Below are 17,007 nucleotides of genomic sequence, written 5' to 3'. Positions count from 1 at the left end.
AACACTATGGCGAAGAAGAAAAAAATTGAAGTAAAGGGTACAGAAATCACTATCGTAAAGGATAGTAAGGGCGACTTTGTATCACTTACCGATATGCTCAAAGCCAAAGATGGCGATTTTTTTATTTCTGATTGGCTTAGAAATAGAAATACTGTTGAGTTTTTAGGCATTTGGGAATCGGTTTTTAATCCAGATTTTAATTATGGCGAATTCGCCATAATTAAAAGTCAAGCAGGACTGAATAGTTATAAAATAAGTGTGAAAGAATGGGTAGAAAAAACCAACGCTATGGGCATCAGGGCCACTTCGGGTAGGTATGGCGGTACTTACGCCCATAGTGATATCGCTTTTGAATTTGGTATGTGGATAAGTGCCGAGTTTAAGGTCTATCTCATTAAAGAATTTCAACGCTTAAAAAACGAAGAAAGCGACCGCCTAAAACTTGAATGGAATTATCAACGACACCTTACCAAAGTAAACTACCTCATTCATACCGATGCCATTAAAGACAATTTAATACCCGCTGAAATTGACAAAAAACAAACGGCTATTATTTATGCCAATGAAGCTGATGTACTAAACATAGCCCTATTTGGTAAAACGGCCAAACAATGGCGAGACGAAAACCCCAACGAAAAAGGAAACATCCGCGATGTGGCTACTATTGAGCAATTGGTGGTGCTCTCTAATATGGAAAGCACCAATGCCTTGCTCATTCATCAAGGCATACCACAAAGCGAGCGGTTAGTGCAACTCAATGGTTTGGCCATCACTCAAATGAAGTCCTTATTGAAGCACCAAAACACAAAAAAATTAAAGTAAATGAATCTTTCAGATAAGGAAAAAGAATGGGTTATTCAGGCGATTAAAAATAATCAGCCGATACCCAAGGAGTACATCTACAAAATGCACAGTGATGAAGAAGACGTTTTCTTGTTTTGGAATGGCAGAAAAGAAGACATCACCAATGTGGCGCTGCCTTTTCATCACATTGAGCATATAGACGAACCACGTAAAGAAGCTAATGAAGCCAATTTATTGTTTGATATGAAAGGCAGACAAAAAGCAGGTTGGCACAACAAACTCATTTGGGGCGATAACAAGCTCATTCTTTCTTCTTTGGCAAATGGCCCTTTGCGTGAAGAAATTGAAAAAGAAGGCGGACTAAAACTCGTGTATATTGACCCACCTTTTGCAGTTGGGGCTGATTTCAGCCATACCATAGAACTAAATGGCGAAACCGCCACCAAAAGCCAAAGCGTTTTAGAAGAAATTGCCTATCGTGATACTTGGCAAAAGGGGATTTCTTCTTATTTAAGTATGATGTATGAACGGTTGAAACTTATACATAACCCTTTTTGGCAGAAGATGGCACAGTATATTTGCATTGCGATTGGAGAGTAAATGCACAACTAAGATTTTTGTGTGATGATATTTTTGGGCGTAATAATTTTTTGAATGAAATTATATGGACATATTTTGCCTTCAAGCGAAAAACATCAAAAAAATTCCCTCAAAAACACGATTATCTTTTTTCTTACAAAAAAAATTCGGACAATTTCACTTGGAACACACAATTTAAACCGCATAGTGAAGACTATCTGAAAAGGTGGAAAAAGGATGAATCAGGAAGATTATATCGAGATGACGTTAACCCAACAAAAGGTGGAACAAGAATAATTTACCTTGATGAACTTGAAGGAGATATTGTTGATTCCGTTTGGGATGATATTAATCCAGTTAACCCTATGGGTAAAGAGAAAGTAGATTACCCTACTCAAAAACCAGAATCATTATTAGAACGCATCATCAAAGCCAGTAGCAATGAAGGGGATTTAGTGGCCGATTTCTTTTGTGGCAGTGGCACTACGGCAGCCGTAGCCGAGAAACTGAATAGAAAATGGATTACCACCGATTTGGGACGATTTTCTATTCATACCACCCGAAAACGGCTTATCAATGTTCAAAGGGAACTCAAAGAAAACGGCAACGATTTCAGAGCATTTGAGATTTTGAATTTGGGCAAATACGAACGCCAGTTTTTTATAGACGATTTGATAAACGGACAACGCAAACGCAAAGAAGAAGCCTATTTGGACTTAATTTGCAGAGCCTATTCCGCTCAACGCATAGAAAACTATGCTACCCTTCACGCCAAAAAAGCCAGCCGTTTTGTACACATCGGCCCTTTGGATATGCCCGTAACCCAAAGCAGAGTGCAAGAAATTTTTGAAGAATGTAGAACCAATTTGATAACGCAAGTAGATGTATTGGGCTTTGAGTTTGAAATGGGCTTACAGCCACGCATCAACCAAGAATTTAAAGAACAGGGTGTTGATATTCGCTTGCGATACATTCCAAAAGATGTTTTCGACCCAAGAGCAGTGGACAAAGGACAAGTAAAGTTTTATGATGTTTCGTATTTACAAGCCAAACCCATCATAAAAGGCAATAAAGTAAAAATAGAACTCACCGACTTTGTAACCAACTACACGCAAGACGATATAGAAGACATACAAGAAAGTATGCGAGCAGGGAGCAAAGTAGTCATAGAAAACGGTCAAATCATCAAAGTAACCAAAGACAAAAACGGTATTATAAACCGTGAAACGTTAACTGAAAATTGGCACGATTGGATTGACTATTGGAGTGTGGACTTTGACTATAACAGCAAAAAAGAAATCATCCGCATAAAAAACGAAGCAGGAGAAATAGAAGAAAAATGGACAGGCAACTATATTTTTGAAAACGAATGGCAGACCTTTAGAACCAAGCAAGACCGAACATTGGAATTTATTTCTGCCGAACACGAATACACGCAAAAAGTAACATTCAGAGTAATGGTAAAAGTAGTTGACATTTTAGGAGTAGATACAAGTCAAATTTTAGAAATCAAACTATAATGCCAACGCTAAAAGCCATACACATTTGCAATTACTCACGTGTTTTTAATTTGTTTTTGGAGTTCGTAAACTTCGTTTCGCACCATCCAACTCTGCAACCAAAAATTGCAGGCAGCGTATGTCTTTGCCAACGCTGACAGACGGACGAAAAAAAAGTACGAAGGCCTAAAAAATGCCACAATTAGTTTATCGATGCACGCAGCGCAGGTTTCGCCCGTCTTATTTACACTTAAAGGTCAAAACCGACATTCATTATTTTACCTAACCCGAAACTACCAATAGCAGTTTTAATCGCTTCAAAGAAGAAGTAGATGCGGAAACCCCAGAGCTTGCCGAGGAGAATTTTCTAGATTAAAGCCATTTTTTTCTTTTGAAATACATCAGCATCAGTACAAATAAAACTGCCATAATTCCTAGTAGAATAAAATAGCCATTTTTCATTTGCAGTTCCGGCATATACTCAAAATTCATCCCGTAAATTCCTGCCACAAAAGTAAGAGGAATAAAAATGGATGCCATAATGGTAAGAACCTTCATCACCTCGTTCATTTTATTGCTCATATTACTCATGTACATTTCCATAAGGCTGATGGACATTTCCCTATAAATTTGGATGCTGTCATTAATTTCTATGGTATGATCTAGAATATCTTTTAAAAATAATTTCGTCCCTTTTTTGATCAATGGGTTTTCAGTTTCAATTAACCTATTTACCAATTCCTTCACCGGATATATGTAATTTCGAAGTTTTAAAATTTCCTTTTTTAGCAGTTGTATTTTTTGGGCAACCTCCGGGGTAGGATTGGCATATACGTCTTCCTCCAAAACCTCAATTTTATGATTGATATGTTCTAAAACCAAAAAATAATTATCAATGATGGCATCTAAAAGGGCAAAAAAAAGATAATCGGAACCGCTACTCCGAATACGGCCTGCGGGCAATGTTATGCGCTCCCGTACGCCCGTAAAAACGTCATCTTGAAGTTCCTGAAATACCAAAACGCAATTCTCCAGTAGCACCAACGCCACATGTTCGGTGATTATGTGTTGATCTTCATCTAAATAGATCATTTTAAATACTCCAAAAATATAATCCTCATACACATCTATCTTGGGTCGCTGATTGGTATTTACTGTATCTTCAAGAATTAAAGCATTTAGCCCAAATTGCTTCCCCAGTATACCAATAAATGCTTCGTTACTAATCCCTATCACATTTATCCAAGAAATCATGGGCCCGGTTTTAAGAGAAAGCAACGCTTCCAAGGTAATTGCTGTTTTCTCATCAAACCCGTCTATGTTGTAACTTATACTGTTAACCAGGCTCTCCCCTCCTTCCCTAGTTCCCATATAGGTAATAGTGCCCGGCGATTTTCCCATTTTTTGATGCAATCGCGACTTCTTTTTTCCGGTAGTCTTTAGGCCTGTTTTTTTCTTACTCATGCGATACGTCCGCTTTAGGATAACTAAATATAAGGATTAACTTTTGAATTCCGTTTTGTTCAATACCAAACCAGAACCGGGAGCAACGAACGAAATTGCCAATGCTTTACCTCCCGTAAGCGATGCGGCAATGGCATCTAGGGAAAGTGCTCCTTTGCCCAAAAGAATTAAAGCTCCCATAATCATCCTTACCTGGTATCGCATAAAACCCTCACTTGCCATACAAAGCGCATAACTTTTTTTCGGAAAGAAGTTGGCTGTGAGATACGTATTGGGCGAAATGGTACAATGCGTTAGGGTACGAATAACCTTGGTGTTTTCTTGTGGTCTTGCCGTATAGCAGGAAAAATTATGCGTGCCCACAAACAAACAGGCCCCTTCTTGCATCAAGCTCACATCAAGTTCGTCCATTATATTGGCCATAAATGGTGCTGCAAACGGATGGTTTTTTTGTCCAAAAGAAAAGAGATACACATATTCTTTTTGTTTGCTGTGTTGAATGATATTAAAACTTGAATCTACCTCGTGCATGTGTAGCACTCGGATATCCGGAGGTAGGTTTTTGTTGAATAGAATTACAAATTCAATAAGGTTATCTATAGGTGTGCCCCACACAAAAAGCTCAAAAGCCATGTCTAGTGCCGATACTTTGGCATCGGTTCTCCCGGCGCTCAGAATTTTAATTTTCCGATCGGGAATTATAAATTTCAAGGTTTTTATAAGCATGCTTTCCACGGTTCTTTGGCCCGGCTGTTTTTGCCAGCCACTATATCGGAATCCTAAATATTGAAGGTGAATTACATAATAAAAACGGGGTTGCATAGGTCGTATGATTTGAACACTGTTGGATTACGTAAGATGGATGCAAGCTAAATTAATTAATTAGGGTTACCAAGTATAACCCTGACTGAAACCCATATTCTAAAACTTTATATGGATATGCAACCGAATGCTACAACGAATTGAGAGCGTTTCAAAAGACGAATTCACCACACTTTTTTATGGATACCCAACATTCCCGGCGGTTCATCGATTAATTTAAAATATCTCGATACCCTTGCCGTTCTTTCCATAAACTAAGTTCCCCCAAACCCTTTGAACCCTACTTGTATGAAATTTATCTTGCGATCCGTATCTTGGAAAACCCTTATGGTACTATCCGTAAGTACACTTATACCTTTAATTATTCTAAGCTTCTACGGTCTTTATACCCACAAATTTTACTTTTTTAAATTCGATAATTATATTTTTCCCCTGCTAACAAGTATTCATTTTGTGTATTTGTACGTAATGCAGTTTAAAATTCGAGAACAAGAACCAAGCGATCCGCAAATGCGGAATTTGGAATATGCCTTATACATTATTTTTATTATTTATGTCTTTAAGGGGGTAGATGCCCTAATGATACTTCTAAGTTATCAGGATTTCGAAAGTCATTTAATACCGATCACATTTATACCTATGGGGCTACTTGTGGTAACCTTGCATTTTGTTTTACTCGTCTTAACGCTACTAAGCTTTGCCTTTAGAAAGGCCTTTGTAGGAGCCTATTCTTTTGAAAATAACAACCAAGCGATAGACCCATGGGAATGAAGTTTGCATCTTTGTTGGGTATTGTTATTCCTATTGATGGCATTCTACCCTAGACTTCGTAAGGTTGCTATATAGACTTTCAGCGAAGTTCATCAAATAAAAATAGGATAGCCTTGTCAGGTTTAACTTCCTTCTGCGTCTAATAAAGTGTTCCTAGTTTGAGTGTTGCAGCAAAACGATTCTGAAAAAATGTTTTCGGAAAATGAATTGCTATGAATTACAAAGCCCCTTATTGTAATGGTAAGGGACTTTGCTATTTTGGCTTATAACCTGTTGATGATACTGCCGTATAAATCCTTAAACTGATATCCTTTAACAAAGCGATGTTTGCTTAGTTTTTTATAGGCAACAAGACCCCATAAAATAATTTCCTTTACAAAATAAACATCCGCTTTCGCTAAAGAAGGTTGGTATCTTTTTATTAAATCTGTTAATGGCGAAACACTGTCTAATTGTTTTTGATACATCTCGTCTGTAGCATCATCGAGCAATTCAAAGCCTTCACCTTCAAAAAACCAAGCAATTAAATCATCATAGGCTGTATCGGCATCTTTGCGCTGCAATTTTTCTATCTTAGGAAAATAAATAGAAAAAATGCTTTTTATAGCGTTATCTATAAGTTGCAAGGCCACGCCATCGGCTCCTTCCTGTTCCCCTTCATACACCAATTCAATTTTTCCGGTAATAGCGGGAATAATGCCAATAAAATCGGTTAAACGCACCGCTGTAGATGTTTCCCCATTGCGTAAAGCGCGTCGTTCTGCCGTGCTTAATAAATTTTCAAAAGCCGTTATACTCATCCGTGCACTTACACCGCTTTTGGCATCTACATACTCACTTTTACGAGCCTCAAAACTAATTTGCTCTAACAGATCTTTGGCCAAATCGGGAACATAGACCGAATTTACCTGACGGCTATCCAATTTAGACTCTTGTTCTGTAATTTTCCTAGCTGTTTCCAGGTTTTCGGGATAATGCGTTAGTATTTGAGAGCCTATTCTGTCCTTAAGAGGGGTAACAATACTTCCTCTATTGGTATAATCTTCCGGATTTGCCGTAAACACAAATTGAATATCCATCGGTAACCGCAATTTAAAACCCCGTATCTGAATATCTCCTTCTTGTAAAATATTAAATAAGGACACCTGAATACGCGCCTGTAAATCGGGCAACTCATTAATGACAAAAATAGAACGATTCGCTCTCGGTATCATCCCATAGTGTATGACCCTATCGTCGGCGTAAGACAGTTTTAAATTTGCTGCTTTTATAGGATCTATATCGCCAATTAAATCGGCTACCGTAACATCGGGAGTGGCTAATTTTTCGTAAAAACGCTCATCGCGGTGTATCCATGAAATTGGCGTCTTCTCGCCCTTTTCTTTTATCAATTCTTTGGCATATCGGGAAATAGGTTTCAGCGGATCGTCATTTATTTCTGAACCTTCTACTATCGGAATCCATTCGTCCAGCAAATTCACCATCAATCGGGCAAGGCGTGTCTTGGCCTGTCCGCGTAGCCCTAATAAATTGATATTATGTCGTGATAGAATTGCACGTTCTACTTCCGGAATCACAGAATTTTCAAACCCCCAAATACCGGAAAAAGTATCTTCCCCTTTTTGTATTTTATGAATGAGATTTTCCCTTAGTTCATCTTTAATGTTTTTACTTTTATACGCAGATGCTTGTAATGCTCCTAGTGTCGTAATTTCTTTGTAATTGATGTTCATTCGCGATTTTTTTTTGTTGCTTGCTAATTTCGTTATTGTTTGCTGTTGGGTTTTGGCTGTTGGCATTTGGCTGTTGGCTGTTGGCTTTTTCCTTTTGGCGGTTGGTTTTTTCCTAATTATAATTCCATGGTTATCAATACTTTGTACTAAATACCTGCTACTGAATACTGACCGCTTTCCGCTGCTACTTCAGCTTTTTCCTTCGATTGGCCTCATAATCTTCAAAAATCATTTCACCCAAACCTTTTAAGCCTGTAAAGAAGGCTTTTCCTTTGTTGGCTTCTGTAAAGTGCCTAATAAACTGCATCAAATAGGGATCTTGCGCGATCATAAACGTGGTGATGGGAATATGTAGTTTTCTGGCCTGCCGTGCCATATTGTAGCACTTTTCCACAATCAAATCATCTAAACCCACGCTATTTTTATAGTAATCTCCATTGGGCATACGCAAACAGCTTGGTTTGCCATCGGTAATCATAAAGATTTGTTTGTTGGTATTGCGCTTTCTCCGTAACATGTCCATGGCCAACTGTAAGCCTGCCACGGTATTGGTATGGTAAGGCCCTACTTTTAAATACGGGAGTTCTTGAATTGAAATAGGCCAAGCATCGTTACCGAAAACCAGAATATCTAAAGTATCCTTTGGATACCGAGTAGTAATTAACTCTGCCAAGGCCATGGCCACTTTTTTTGCCGGAGTGATGCGATCTTCACCATATAAAATCATGCTATGACTAATATCAATCATCAAGACGGTGCTCATTTGTGCCTTGTATTGGGTATCCTCTACTACCAAATCATCTTCGGTAAGTGAAAAACTATCCATCCCATGATGAATTTGGGCATTCTTTAGGCTTTCGGTCATCGAAAGGTGCTCCAATCCATCACCAAAACGGTATTCTCGGAGTTCCCCGGTGTGCTCATCGCCTTGACCTGATTTACCTGTCTTATGATTTCCGGCACCACTGCGTTTCAGTTTTCCAAAAATTTGATCTAAGGCTTGCTGCCGGATAATCCGTTCCATTTTTGCAGTAATGGCCAGATCACCCTTACCGGGTTCAGTGCCTTTGCCATCGCCTTCTTTAAATTCCTCTCTAAGAAAACCTTTTGCCTTTAAATCTTCAATAAAATCATCGATGGTGTAGTTCTCGTCTGTAAGTTCATATTCCTTATCTAACTCACGAAGCCAGTCGAGCGCTTCATCTACATCGCCCGAAGTATGGGTGACGAGTTCCCTAAAAATCTCAAAAAGTTTATCAAAAGGTGCTTGTTCGGGCGCTTCGTATACTTGAAAACGAAACCCTTTTCTTAAATTCATAGCCATAGCCTAAAATTAACATATTTCCGGCATTCACTAACGGATTTAGCGAAAACTTAACGATTTATAACCTATGGTAGATTAGGACTACCTTATGCGGTGTCTGGACTCTAAAACGGAGACAATATCCTTTAAAAAGAATCCTTTAGCCTGCAATAAAATAAGGTAATGAAATAATAAATCTGCACTTTCATCTAAAAACAGTTCATCATTATTGTCTTTAGATTCAATAACTACCTCAACGGCCTCTTCCCCTACTTTTTGTGCTATTTTATTTATTCCTTTTTGAAAAAGCGACGACACATAACTCTCCGATGTCGCAGCATTCGTTTTTCGATCGGTAATGACGTCCTCTAACTGGCTTAAAAATCCAAAATTAATGCGATTCTCTTCTTGCCAGCAGGTATCGGCACCGGTGTGGCAGGTGGGTCCTACAGGGGTTACATATACGAGTAAGGTGTCGCTATCACAGTCGATTTTAATATCGATCAAATTCAAAAAATTCCCACTTTCCTCTCCTTTTGTCCACAAACGTTCTTTTGTACGACTGAAAAAAGTAATTTTTTTTGTTTTCAACGTTTTTGCCAACGCCTCCTGATTCATATATCCTAGCATCAACACCATTCTCGTCTTTGCATCCTGTATAATGGCCGGTACCAGACCGTCTTTATTTTTTGTAAAATCTACTGTCATTTCTTTACTTTTATTTTCGTTGTTGGTTGCTCGTTGTTGGTTGCTCGTTAATCATTATTCATGAAACGAGAAACCCTTTAAAGTATAAACCTATAATACATAAACGTTTAAAGCCTTACCAAAATTCCATTTTGCTTTAATTCTTCTTTTAAATCTTTAATTTTAATTTCCTTAAAATGAAAAACACTGGCTGCTAAAGCGGCATCTGCTTTTCCTTGGATGAAAGTGTCCGTAAAGTGCTGCATATTGCCGGCACCCCCGGAAGCAATAACGGGAATGTTTATTTCCGCAGATAACCGAGCCAGAGCTTCGTTGGCAAAACCGTTCTTGGTGCCGTCATGATCCATGGACGTAAATAGAATCTCCCCTGCTCCCCTCTTCTCCACTTCTTTTGCCCACTGAAACAAATTGATTTCTGTAGGTACTTTACCCCCCACTAAGTGTACTAGCCATTCGCCGTTCACTTGCTTGGCATCTATGGCAACCACAATACATTGGGAGCCAAATTTAGCCACCAAATCATTAATTAATTGAGGGTTTTTCACTGCCGATGAATTAATAGACACTTTATCGGCACCATTTTGCAACAAAATATCTACATCTTCAACGGACGAAATGCCACCCCCTACGGTAAACGGAATATTTACCTTTTCCGCTACGTGATATACTAAATCTGCCAGGGTTCTTCTGCGTTCTTCTGTGGCAGAGATATCTAAAAATACCAGTTCGTCTGCGCCCTCATTGGCATAAATTTCCGCAAGGGCCACAGGATCTCCGGCATCTCGTAAATCTACAAAATTTACGCCTTTTACGGTGCGTCCATTTTTAATATCTAGGCAGGGTATGATTCGTTTTGTTATCATAGTTTTTTGGTTGTTCTTTGCTTGTTGCTCGCTTTTGGTTGCTCGTTGTCCGTTTATGGTTGAACCTCTCTTATCCCCTCCCAAGGAGTTGGATGTGGTATTATTACATTTTCAAATTGCTACATTTTCAAATTTTCAAATCATTGTTGGTTGTTCGTTGTTCGCTTTTGGTTGCTCGTTGTCCGTTGACGGTTGTTCGTTTCGTACTTCTCACTTCAAATTTACAACTTCTTATTTCTTACTTCGTACTTTGTCTTTGTACTACTTACTTTGTACTTTAAGCTTTCAATTTTTGCTGAGCTATAAATCATTTTTATTATTAAGGTCTGTGCCTTCATAGAATCCCAAAGGTTTGTTCTTTGCTTGTTTTACCCAAAAGGCGATTTGTCCCGTATGATACGAATAGTGCTCTACCACATGCATGATGATTCCTATTCCGGTGAGCTCAAAGCCTTGTACCTTTCTCAACCTTATTAAATTATCCATGGAACAATTTTCTATCACTTCTTTTGCTTTGGAGACCGTTGCTTCCAATTTAGCTAATAATTCTGCCTTGGAAAGGCCATTAACAGTTGTAAATTCCGCATCCCGATCTCGGGTATCCAATGTCTCCCCTAAGGAAGAAATAGCATATTGGGTAATGTTCCCGCATAAATGCAATAGCTGATTTCCTATACTATTCGAAATACCGTTAGGTCGCTCCCAAATCTTGGCATCTGAAAGGTCTTTTAAGGCGATAGCAATCATGCGACTGCTCTCATCCATTCTGTATAATGCAGCTGATTTTATTTCCTCAGCCAAAATGGATTCTTGGTTACGCATGTAAAATATAGTTTTCCAATTGTTTTAAGCTAATCTTGTTTTCATAAATGGCTTTACCAATAATAACCCCTTCGCAACCTATTTCTGCCAATTTCGGCAGTTCATCAAAAGTAGAAATTCCACCACTTGCAATAAGGCGAATTCTAGTAAGTTTAGAATGTTCACCAGTCCATGTCTCAGCTAAAATTTTCTCATATAAATCAAAAGAAGGCCCTTGCAACATGCCGTCTTTACTGATATCGGTACAAATAACATAGCTAATCCCTTTTTCATGATAGGCTTTTATAAAGGGTATCAATTCTTCTGTTGATTCTTCCATCCACCCGGAAACAGCAACCTTTTCATCCAACGCATCAGCACCCAAAATAATTTTTTCGGCTCCAAACCGACCAATCCACCCCAAAAACACTTCCTTATCTTTTACTGCAATACTACCGCCGGTAATTTGATTTGCCCCGCTTTCAAAAGCTATTTGCAAGTCCGCATCGGTTTTTAATCCCCCGCCAAAATCAATTTTCAAATTAGTTTGCGAAGCTATTTTTTCCAAAACTTTATGGTTTACAACGTGTTTGGACTTGGCTCCGTCTAAATCTACCAAATGCACATACCGTATGCCATGGGCTTCAAATTCTTTGGCCACTTCAAGCGGATTTTCATTGTAAATTTTCTTGGTACTATAATCCCCTTTGGAGAGTCTTACACATTTACCGTCTATGATGTCTATGGCTGGGATGATACGCATGAGTTAAGTATTTAGTTATCAGTACTAAGTAGTCAGTACTAAGTAGTCAGTACTAAGTAGTTATGACTCTTTAATTAAACTTCTTTGAAGTGAATAATTCATCTTTCTAATTTCCTTGCACAAATTCAATAATGGAATAGTTCTATTTTCTTCCATTAAATTAAGTCTATTGAGAAGCAATAGTTGTGTCTCTAATTCTGCTGTTGAGCCATTTGCTATACTTAAAAATCGAATAAATTCCTTTTTAGAGTTCCTTCCTACCCCCTCAGCAATATTTGAAGGTATAGAAACGCTGGATCTTTTAAGTTGTGTAACCAGTCCATACTTTTCATCACTTGGCAATTCACTGGCTAAAAAATAGGTTAACTCAACAAGATCCATTCCCTTTTTCCAAACTTTTAAATCTTCATACTTGTTCATTTATTCCTCTTATTTAACTATGTGTTTACAATGCTTTATTTAATACTTTGTACTGTGTACTGTGTACTTTGGTCTTTGGTCTTTGGCCATAAACTAAATAAGGAGAAAATTTTCAAGAATTTTACTTCCAACTGTACTACTCTTCTCCGGATGAAACTGGGTGCCGTAAAAATTATCTTTTTGCAAAGCGGCACTATAAGATAATCCATACTCAGTAGTGGCAATAGTTTCTTTGCACAAGGGAGCGTAATAGCTGTGCACCAAATAAATATATTCCTGATCTGATATACCTTTAAATAAGGGCGATTTTAAATCGGAAATTTGATTCCAACCTATTTGCGGTACTTTCAAGGTGTTGGCAAATTTCAGTACCTCTACATCAAAAATTCCCAATCCTTTGGTGTTGCCTTCTTCAGAAGAATTACACATTAATTGCATTCCCAAACAGATTCCCAGCACCGGTTGGGTTAATGTTGGGATGACCTTATCGAGCCCGCTGGCAACCAATTTGGTCATGGCACTGCTGGCCTCACCCACACCGGGAAATATAACCTTATCGGCATTCCGGATTTCTTCAACATCATCGCTCAGAACTGCATTATAGCCCAGACGATTAATAGCAAACTTAATGCTTTGTATGTTTCCCGCGCCGTAATTGACAATTACAATCTCCATTCTAAGTACGAATTTAGAAGTACGAATTTAGAATTATGAAATGAATGAGTGTTAATGGGTCTATTGAATCCTAAACACATCTAATCATACTAAACCCGTATTTATATTTAATTTTAACTATTACTTTTATTTTTTCTTGTTGTAGTTATGGAAGCTATCGTAATTACCAATAAATCAATTACTCCATGCTTTATTTTTTAATCGCACGGGGATTTTGTCTCATTAATATTATCAATCTAAAGAAACCTTTGCATTCTTTCTCTTAAATCCCTAACCATTGCCTAACTACACTTTTAACTTCGTATTTCTAATTTCGTATTTCACCTAATTCCCTTTAGGCTTACAGCATTCCCTTTGTACTTGGCAGCACCATTTTTTCTACATCGCGCTTCACCGCCATTTTAATGGATTTGGCAAAGGCTTTAAAAATAGCTTCAATTTTATGGTGTTCATTGGTACCCTCCGCTTTTACATTCAGGTTGGCTTTGGCTCCGTCGGTAAAGGATTTAAAAAAATGATAAAACATTTCAGTAGGCATTTCTCCGATTTTTTCACGTTTAAAATCCGCTTCCCATACCAACCAATTCCGGCCGCCGAAATCGATAGCTACTTGCGCCAAACAATCGTCCATCGGCAAACAAAACCCATAGCGCTCAATTCCTAATTTGTTCCCCAAAGCGTTATGAAATACTTCTCCCAACGCAATGGCTGTGTCTTCAATGGTATGATGTTCATCGACTTCCAAATCGCCATTTACTTTGATCTCCAAGTCCATTTGTCCGTGGCGGGCCAATTGATCTAACATGTGATCAAAAAATGCGAGTCCGGTAGCTATGCTACTTTTTCCCGTACCATCGAGATTCAATTTAATTTGAATATCCGTTTCGTTGGTTTTTCGGGCGATTTCTGAAACCCGCTCTTTTAATTTTAGAAATTCATATATTTTTTCCCAATCATTCGTTTCAAGGGCAATATAGGAATCCAATTCATCTCGCTTTAAGGTAATTTCCCCAGTTCCTAAATGGGTCTCATCGTTGATAAAAATACCTTTGGCACCAAGATTTTTTGCAAGTTCTATATCGGTTAACCGATCTCCGATGACAAAAGAATTCTTTAAATCATAGGCTTCAGAAAAATATTCGGTTAACAATCCGGTTCCCGGTTTTCGGGTATTGGCATTTTCGTGCGGAAAGGTGCGATCTAAAAAAACCTGATCAAATACAACTCCTTCGTTTTCAAAGGACTTAAGTATGAAATTATGTACAGGCCAAAAAGTTTCTTCCGGAAAAGAAGCCGTTCCCAAACCGTCTTGATTGGTTATCATCACCAATTCATAATCTAGCTCCTTTGCAATTTTTCCTAAATACGTAAAGGCTTTTGGATAAAAAACCATCTTTTCAAAAGCGTCGATTTGCTCGTCTACCGTCTCTTTGATGATGGTGCCATCCCTATCAATAAAAAGTACTTTTTTCATTATATATCCTTTAAAACTTTAATCAATTTTATATTTTCTTCTGGCGTTCCCACCGTAAAGCGTAAAGTGTTCTCGCACAAGGCCTGAGTAGTTCTGTTTCTTATCACAATACCCCTTTCCAAAAGTTCTTGATACCTTTTATTGGCATCGTCTACCTTAGCTAAAACAAAGTTAGCATCCGTGTCATATACTTTAGAAACAAAATGAACTGCTTGCAAAGCCTTCGACAAGGTGTCTCTTTCCTCTAAAATGGACTTTACTTCCTGAGTAACCCTGTCCACATTTAAAACCCGTTCCATAGCCCTTTGTTGGGTAAGTTCGTTTACATTATACGGGGGTTTTATTTTGTTTAAAATGGCAATAATTGCGGTGGAGGCGTAACAAATTCCCAATCGAATTCCGGCCATGCCATAGGCTTTGGACAAGGTTTGGGTAATGATCAAATTGGGATAGTTATGCAATTGAGTTAACCAGCTCGTATTTTTCGAGAAATCGATATACGCCTCATCGATAACCACTAGTCCATGGAAATTTTTTAATAAATAAGAAATTTTATCCTCTGTAAAACTATTTCCTGTAGGATTGTTTGGCGAACACAAAAAGACAATCTTAGTAAAATCATCAACTTCATCCAAAATGGCTTCCAAATTGGGTTGAAAATCCGCTGTAAGTACAACTTGCTTATTAAAAACTGAATTGATATTGGCTAAAACAGCATACATACCATAGGTGGGCGGCAAGGTGATAATATTGTCTATCCTGGGCTCGCAAAAAGCCCTAAAAATAAGGTCCAATACCTCATCGCTCCCATTACCTAAAAGTATATTTTCTATTCCTACTCCTTTTTGCCCGGCTAAAACAGATTTTAAATTGCGCTGTTGGGGATCCGGATACCGATTTACGCCGTTCTGAAATGGATTTTCATTGGCATCCAAAAATACCATTTCCGACCCATTGGACACATACTCATCCCGGGCGGAAGAATAGGGTTTTAAACCTTTTACATTCTCCCTAATGATATTATTTAAGTTAAAACCCTTGTTCATTTTAAGCTATTTAATCGCAATGTAACCGCATTTTTGTGAGCTTGTAGTCCTTCTGCCTCTGCCATAATCTCAATGGCTTTTCCGATGTTCAGAATCCCTTCTTTAGTCAGTTTCTGAAAGGTCATGCTTTTCATAAAGCTATCTAGATGTACCCCGCTGTATTGTTTGGCATACCCGTTGGTGGGCAGCGTATGGTTGGTTCCGGAAGCATAATCTCCGGCACTCTCAGGGGTATAATTTCCAATAAACACAGAACCCGCATTTATTGTGTTTTCCAGATAAAAATCTTCATTTGCCACACACACAATATAGTGTTCGGGACCGTATTCATTGATTAGGTCGATGGCCGTTTGATCATCTTCCACGTAAATGAGCTTGCTATTATCAATTGCTTTTTGGGCAATATCCTTTCTGGGCAGCACACTAATTTGGTTTTCAATTTCTGATTCGACTAAATCTATAAAATCTTTGGAAGTAGATATCAGAATAACCTGACTATCTACACCATGCTCTGCCTGACTGAGTAAGTCTGATGCAACAAAAGCGGCATTGGCTGTATCATCTGCAACTACTAACAATTCACTGGGTCCGGCGGGCATATCTATGGCCACCCCATATTTGGTTGCAATTTGTTTGGCTACCGTTACGTACTGGTTTCCGGGTCCAAAAATTTTATAGACCTGTGGAATGGTTGCTGTTCCAAACGTCATCCCGGCAATGGCCTGAATACCACCGACTTTAAAAATTTGCGTCACCTCACATAACTGCGCGGTATACAGAATGGCGGGATTAATTTTTCCTTCTTTGTTGGGAGGCGTACAAAGTACGACCTCTTTGCATCCTGCTATTTTGGCCGGAATGGCAAGCATCAAAATGGTTGAAAATAAGGGTGCTGTTCCTCCGGGAATGTACAATCCCACTTTTTGAATGGCTCTTTTTTCTTGCCAACACAAGACGCCTTTGGCGGTTTCAACTTCTACTCTTTCTGTAACCTGAGCGTTATGGAATTTTTCGATATTTTGCTTTGCCAGCTGTATCGCAGCTATCAGTTCGTCTGAAATCAGGCTAAGGGCTTCATTGATTTCAACATCAGAAACGGAAATGGATTCTAATTTGACTCCATCAAACTTTTCTGTAAATTCCTTTATGACCCGATCCCCTTCTTTTTCCACTTGTTTGAAGATGGTATTGACTGTATCTTCTATATCAGTGAAATTCTGTGTGGGCCGTTTTAAAACCGTTTTCCAATCTGCTTTGGCTGGTTTGTATATTTTGTTCATTT

At 38.4% G+C, this 17,007-nt stretch carries 16 protein-coding genes and 1 pseudogene; 4 read left to right on the top strand and 13 right to left on the bottom strand.

All coding sequences use genetic code 11. The annotated features are described in order from the left end of the window. The first annotated feature begins 6 nt into the window (after window positions 1–6). Genes U1E44_RS04355 through U1E44_RS04345 form a run of 3 tightly spaced genes read left to right on the top strand, consistent with a single transcriptional unit; the run spans window position 7 to window position 2,903 of the window. Window positions 7–822, top strand: coding sequence for a KilA-N domain-containing protein (locus U1E44_RS04355; protein WP_322929828.1), 816 nt, complete (start codon window positions 7–9; stop codon window positions 820–822). Further along, the gene (locus tag U1E44_RS04350) at window positions 823–1,404 is read left to right on the top strand and encodes a site-specific DNA-methyltransferase (RefSeq protein WP_322929827.1); all 582 of its coding nucleotides are present in this window, start codon (window positions 823–825) and stop codon (window positions 1,402–1,404) included. Then, window positions 1,359–2,903 (top strand): DNA methyltransferase, encoded by a 1,545-nt coding sequence (locus U1E44_RS04345; RefSeq protein ID WP_322929826.1) that lies wholly within the window; start codon window positions 1,359–1,361, stop codon window positions 2,901–2,903. The genes U1E44_RS04350 and U1E44_RS04345 overlap by 46 nt, the downstream gene beginning before the upstream one ends. A 351-nt stretch (window positions 2,904–3,254) precedes the next feature. On the opposite strand, the gene corA is transcribed toward U1E44_RS04345, so the two are convergent. Next, window positions 3,255–4,346 (bottom strand): magnesium/cobalt transporter CorA, encoded by a 1,092-nt coding sequence (corA, locus tag U1E44_RS04340; RefSeq protein WP_322929825.1) that lies wholly within the window; start codon window positions 4,344–4,346, stop codon window positions 3,255–3,257. Between the two features lie 36 nt (window positions 4,347–4,382). Further along, window positions 4,383–5,168 carry a tRNA pseudouridine synthase A gene (locus tag U1E44_RS04335; RefSeq protein WP_322929824.1) on the bottom strand — a complete coding sequence of 262 codons (786 nt, stop codon included), beginning with the start codon at window positions 5,166–5,168 and terminating at the stop codon, window positions 4,383–4,385. Window positions 5,169–5,456: 288 nt separating this feature from the next. Here U1E44_RS04335 and U1E44_RS04330 point away from each other — a divergent pair, with 288 nt between their 5' ends. Continuing rightward, window positions 5,457–5,939, top strand: a complete 483-nt coding sequence (locus tag U1E44_RS04330; protein WP_322929823.1) for a hypothetical protein — start codon at window positions 5,457–5,459, stop codon at window positions 5,937–5,939. Between the two features lie 263 nt (window positions 5,940–6,202). Here U1E44_RS04330 and U1E44_RS04325 read toward each other — a convergent pair whose 3' ends face one another. From U1E44_RS04325 to hisD, 11 genes and pseudogenes are all read right to left on the bottom strand, one after another. After that, on the bottom strand, window positions 6,203–7,672 hold the full coding sequence (locus U1E44_RS04325; RefSeq protein ID WP_322929822.1) for a sigma 54-interacting transcriptional regulator: 1,470 nt from the start codon (window positions 7,670–7,672) through the stop codon (window positions 6,203–6,205). Between the two features lie 184 nt (window positions 7,673–7,856). Then, on the bottom strand, window positions 7,857–8,996 hold the full coding sequence (locus U1E44_RS04320) for a vWA domain-containing protein (protein WP_323673845.1): 1,140 nt from the start codon (window positions 8,994–8,996) through the stop codon (window positions 7,857–7,859). 81 nt (window positions 8,997–9,077) lie between these two features. Further along, window positions 9,078–9,695 (bottom strand): annotated as a pseudogene (gene hisIE, locus U1E44_RS04315) (bifunctional phosphoribosyl-AMP cyclohydrolase/phosphoribosyl-ATP diphosphatase HisIE); the annotation flags it as partial. A 95-nt stretch (window positions 9,696–9,790) separates the two neighbouring features. Further along, entirely contained in the window at window positions 9,791–10,546 is a 756-nt protein-coding gene (hisF, locus tag U1E44_RS04310; protein ID WP_322929820.1) for an imidazole glycerol phosphate synthase subunit HisF, read from the bottom strand. A gap of 300 nt (window positions 10,547–10,846) precedes the next feature. Next, window positions 10,847–11,368 (bottom strand): DinB family protein, encoded by a 522-nt coding sequence (locus U1E44_RS04305; protein WP_322929819.1) that lies wholly within the window; start codon window positions 11,366–11,368, stop codon window positions 10,847–10,849. Beyond that, window positions 11,361–12,110, bottom strand: a complete 750-nt coding sequence (gene hisA / locus U1E44_RS04300) for a 1-(5-phosphoribosyl)-5-[(5-phosphoribosylamino)methylideneamino]imidazole-4-carboxamide isomerase (protein ID WP_322929818.1) — start codon at window positions 12,108–12,110, stop codon at window positions 11,361–11,363. Before hisA ends, U1E44_RS04305 begins: the two co-directional genes overlap by 8 nt. A 60-nt stretch (window positions 12,111–12,170) precedes the next feature. Next, window positions 12,171–12,530 carry a four helix bundle protein gene (locus U1E44_RS04295; RefSeq protein WP_322929817.1) on the bottom strand — a complete coding sequence of 120 codons (360 nt, stop codon included), beginning with the start codon at window positions 12,528–12,530 and terminating at the stop codon, window positions 12,171–12,173. A 93-nt stretch (window positions 12,531–12,623) separates the two neighbouring features. Further along, on the bottom strand, window positions 12,624–13,205 hold the full coding sequence (hisH, locus tag U1E44_RS04290; protein WP_322929816.1) for an imidazole glycerol phosphate synthase subunit HisH: 582 nt from the start codon (window positions 13,203–13,205) through the stop codon (window positions 12,624–12,626). Between the two features lie 340 nt (window positions 13,206–13,545). Next, window positions 13,546–14,679: a bifunctional histidinol-phosphatase/imidazoleglycerol-phosphate dehydratase HisB gene (gene hisB, locus U1E44_RS04285; protein WP_322929815.1), complete on the bottom strand. Its 1,134-nt coding sequence runs from the start codon at window positions 14,677–14,679 to the stop codon at window positions 13,546–13,548. Beyond that, on the bottom strand, window positions 14,679–15,725 hold the full coding sequence (hisC, locus tag U1E44_RS04280; protein ID WP_322929814.1) for a histidinol-phosphate transaminase: 1,047 nt from the start codon (window positions 15,723–15,725) through the stop codon (window positions 14,679–14,681). The genes hisB and hisC overlap by 1 nt, the downstream gene beginning before the upstream one ends. Beyond that, on the bottom strand, window positions 15,722–17,005 hold the full coding sequence (gene hisD, locus U1E44_RS04275) for a histidinol dehydrogenase (RefSeq protein WP_322929813.1): 1,284 nt from the start codon (window positions 17,003–17,005) through the stop codon (window positions 15,722–15,724). The genes hisC and hisD overlap by 4 nt, the downstream gene beginning before the upstream one ends. Between the last annotated feature and the right edge of the window lie 2 nt (window positions 17,006–17,007).

The organism is Aurantibrevibacter litoralis, from assembly GCF_034651555.1.
Taxonomy (GTDB): Bacteria; Bacteroidota; Bacteroidia; order Flavobacteriales; family Flavobacteriaceae; genus Aurantibrevibacter; species Aurantibrevibacter litoralis.
Note: the sequence above shows the minus strand (reverse complement) of the source record. Positions and strands in the feature narration are given on the sequence as shown.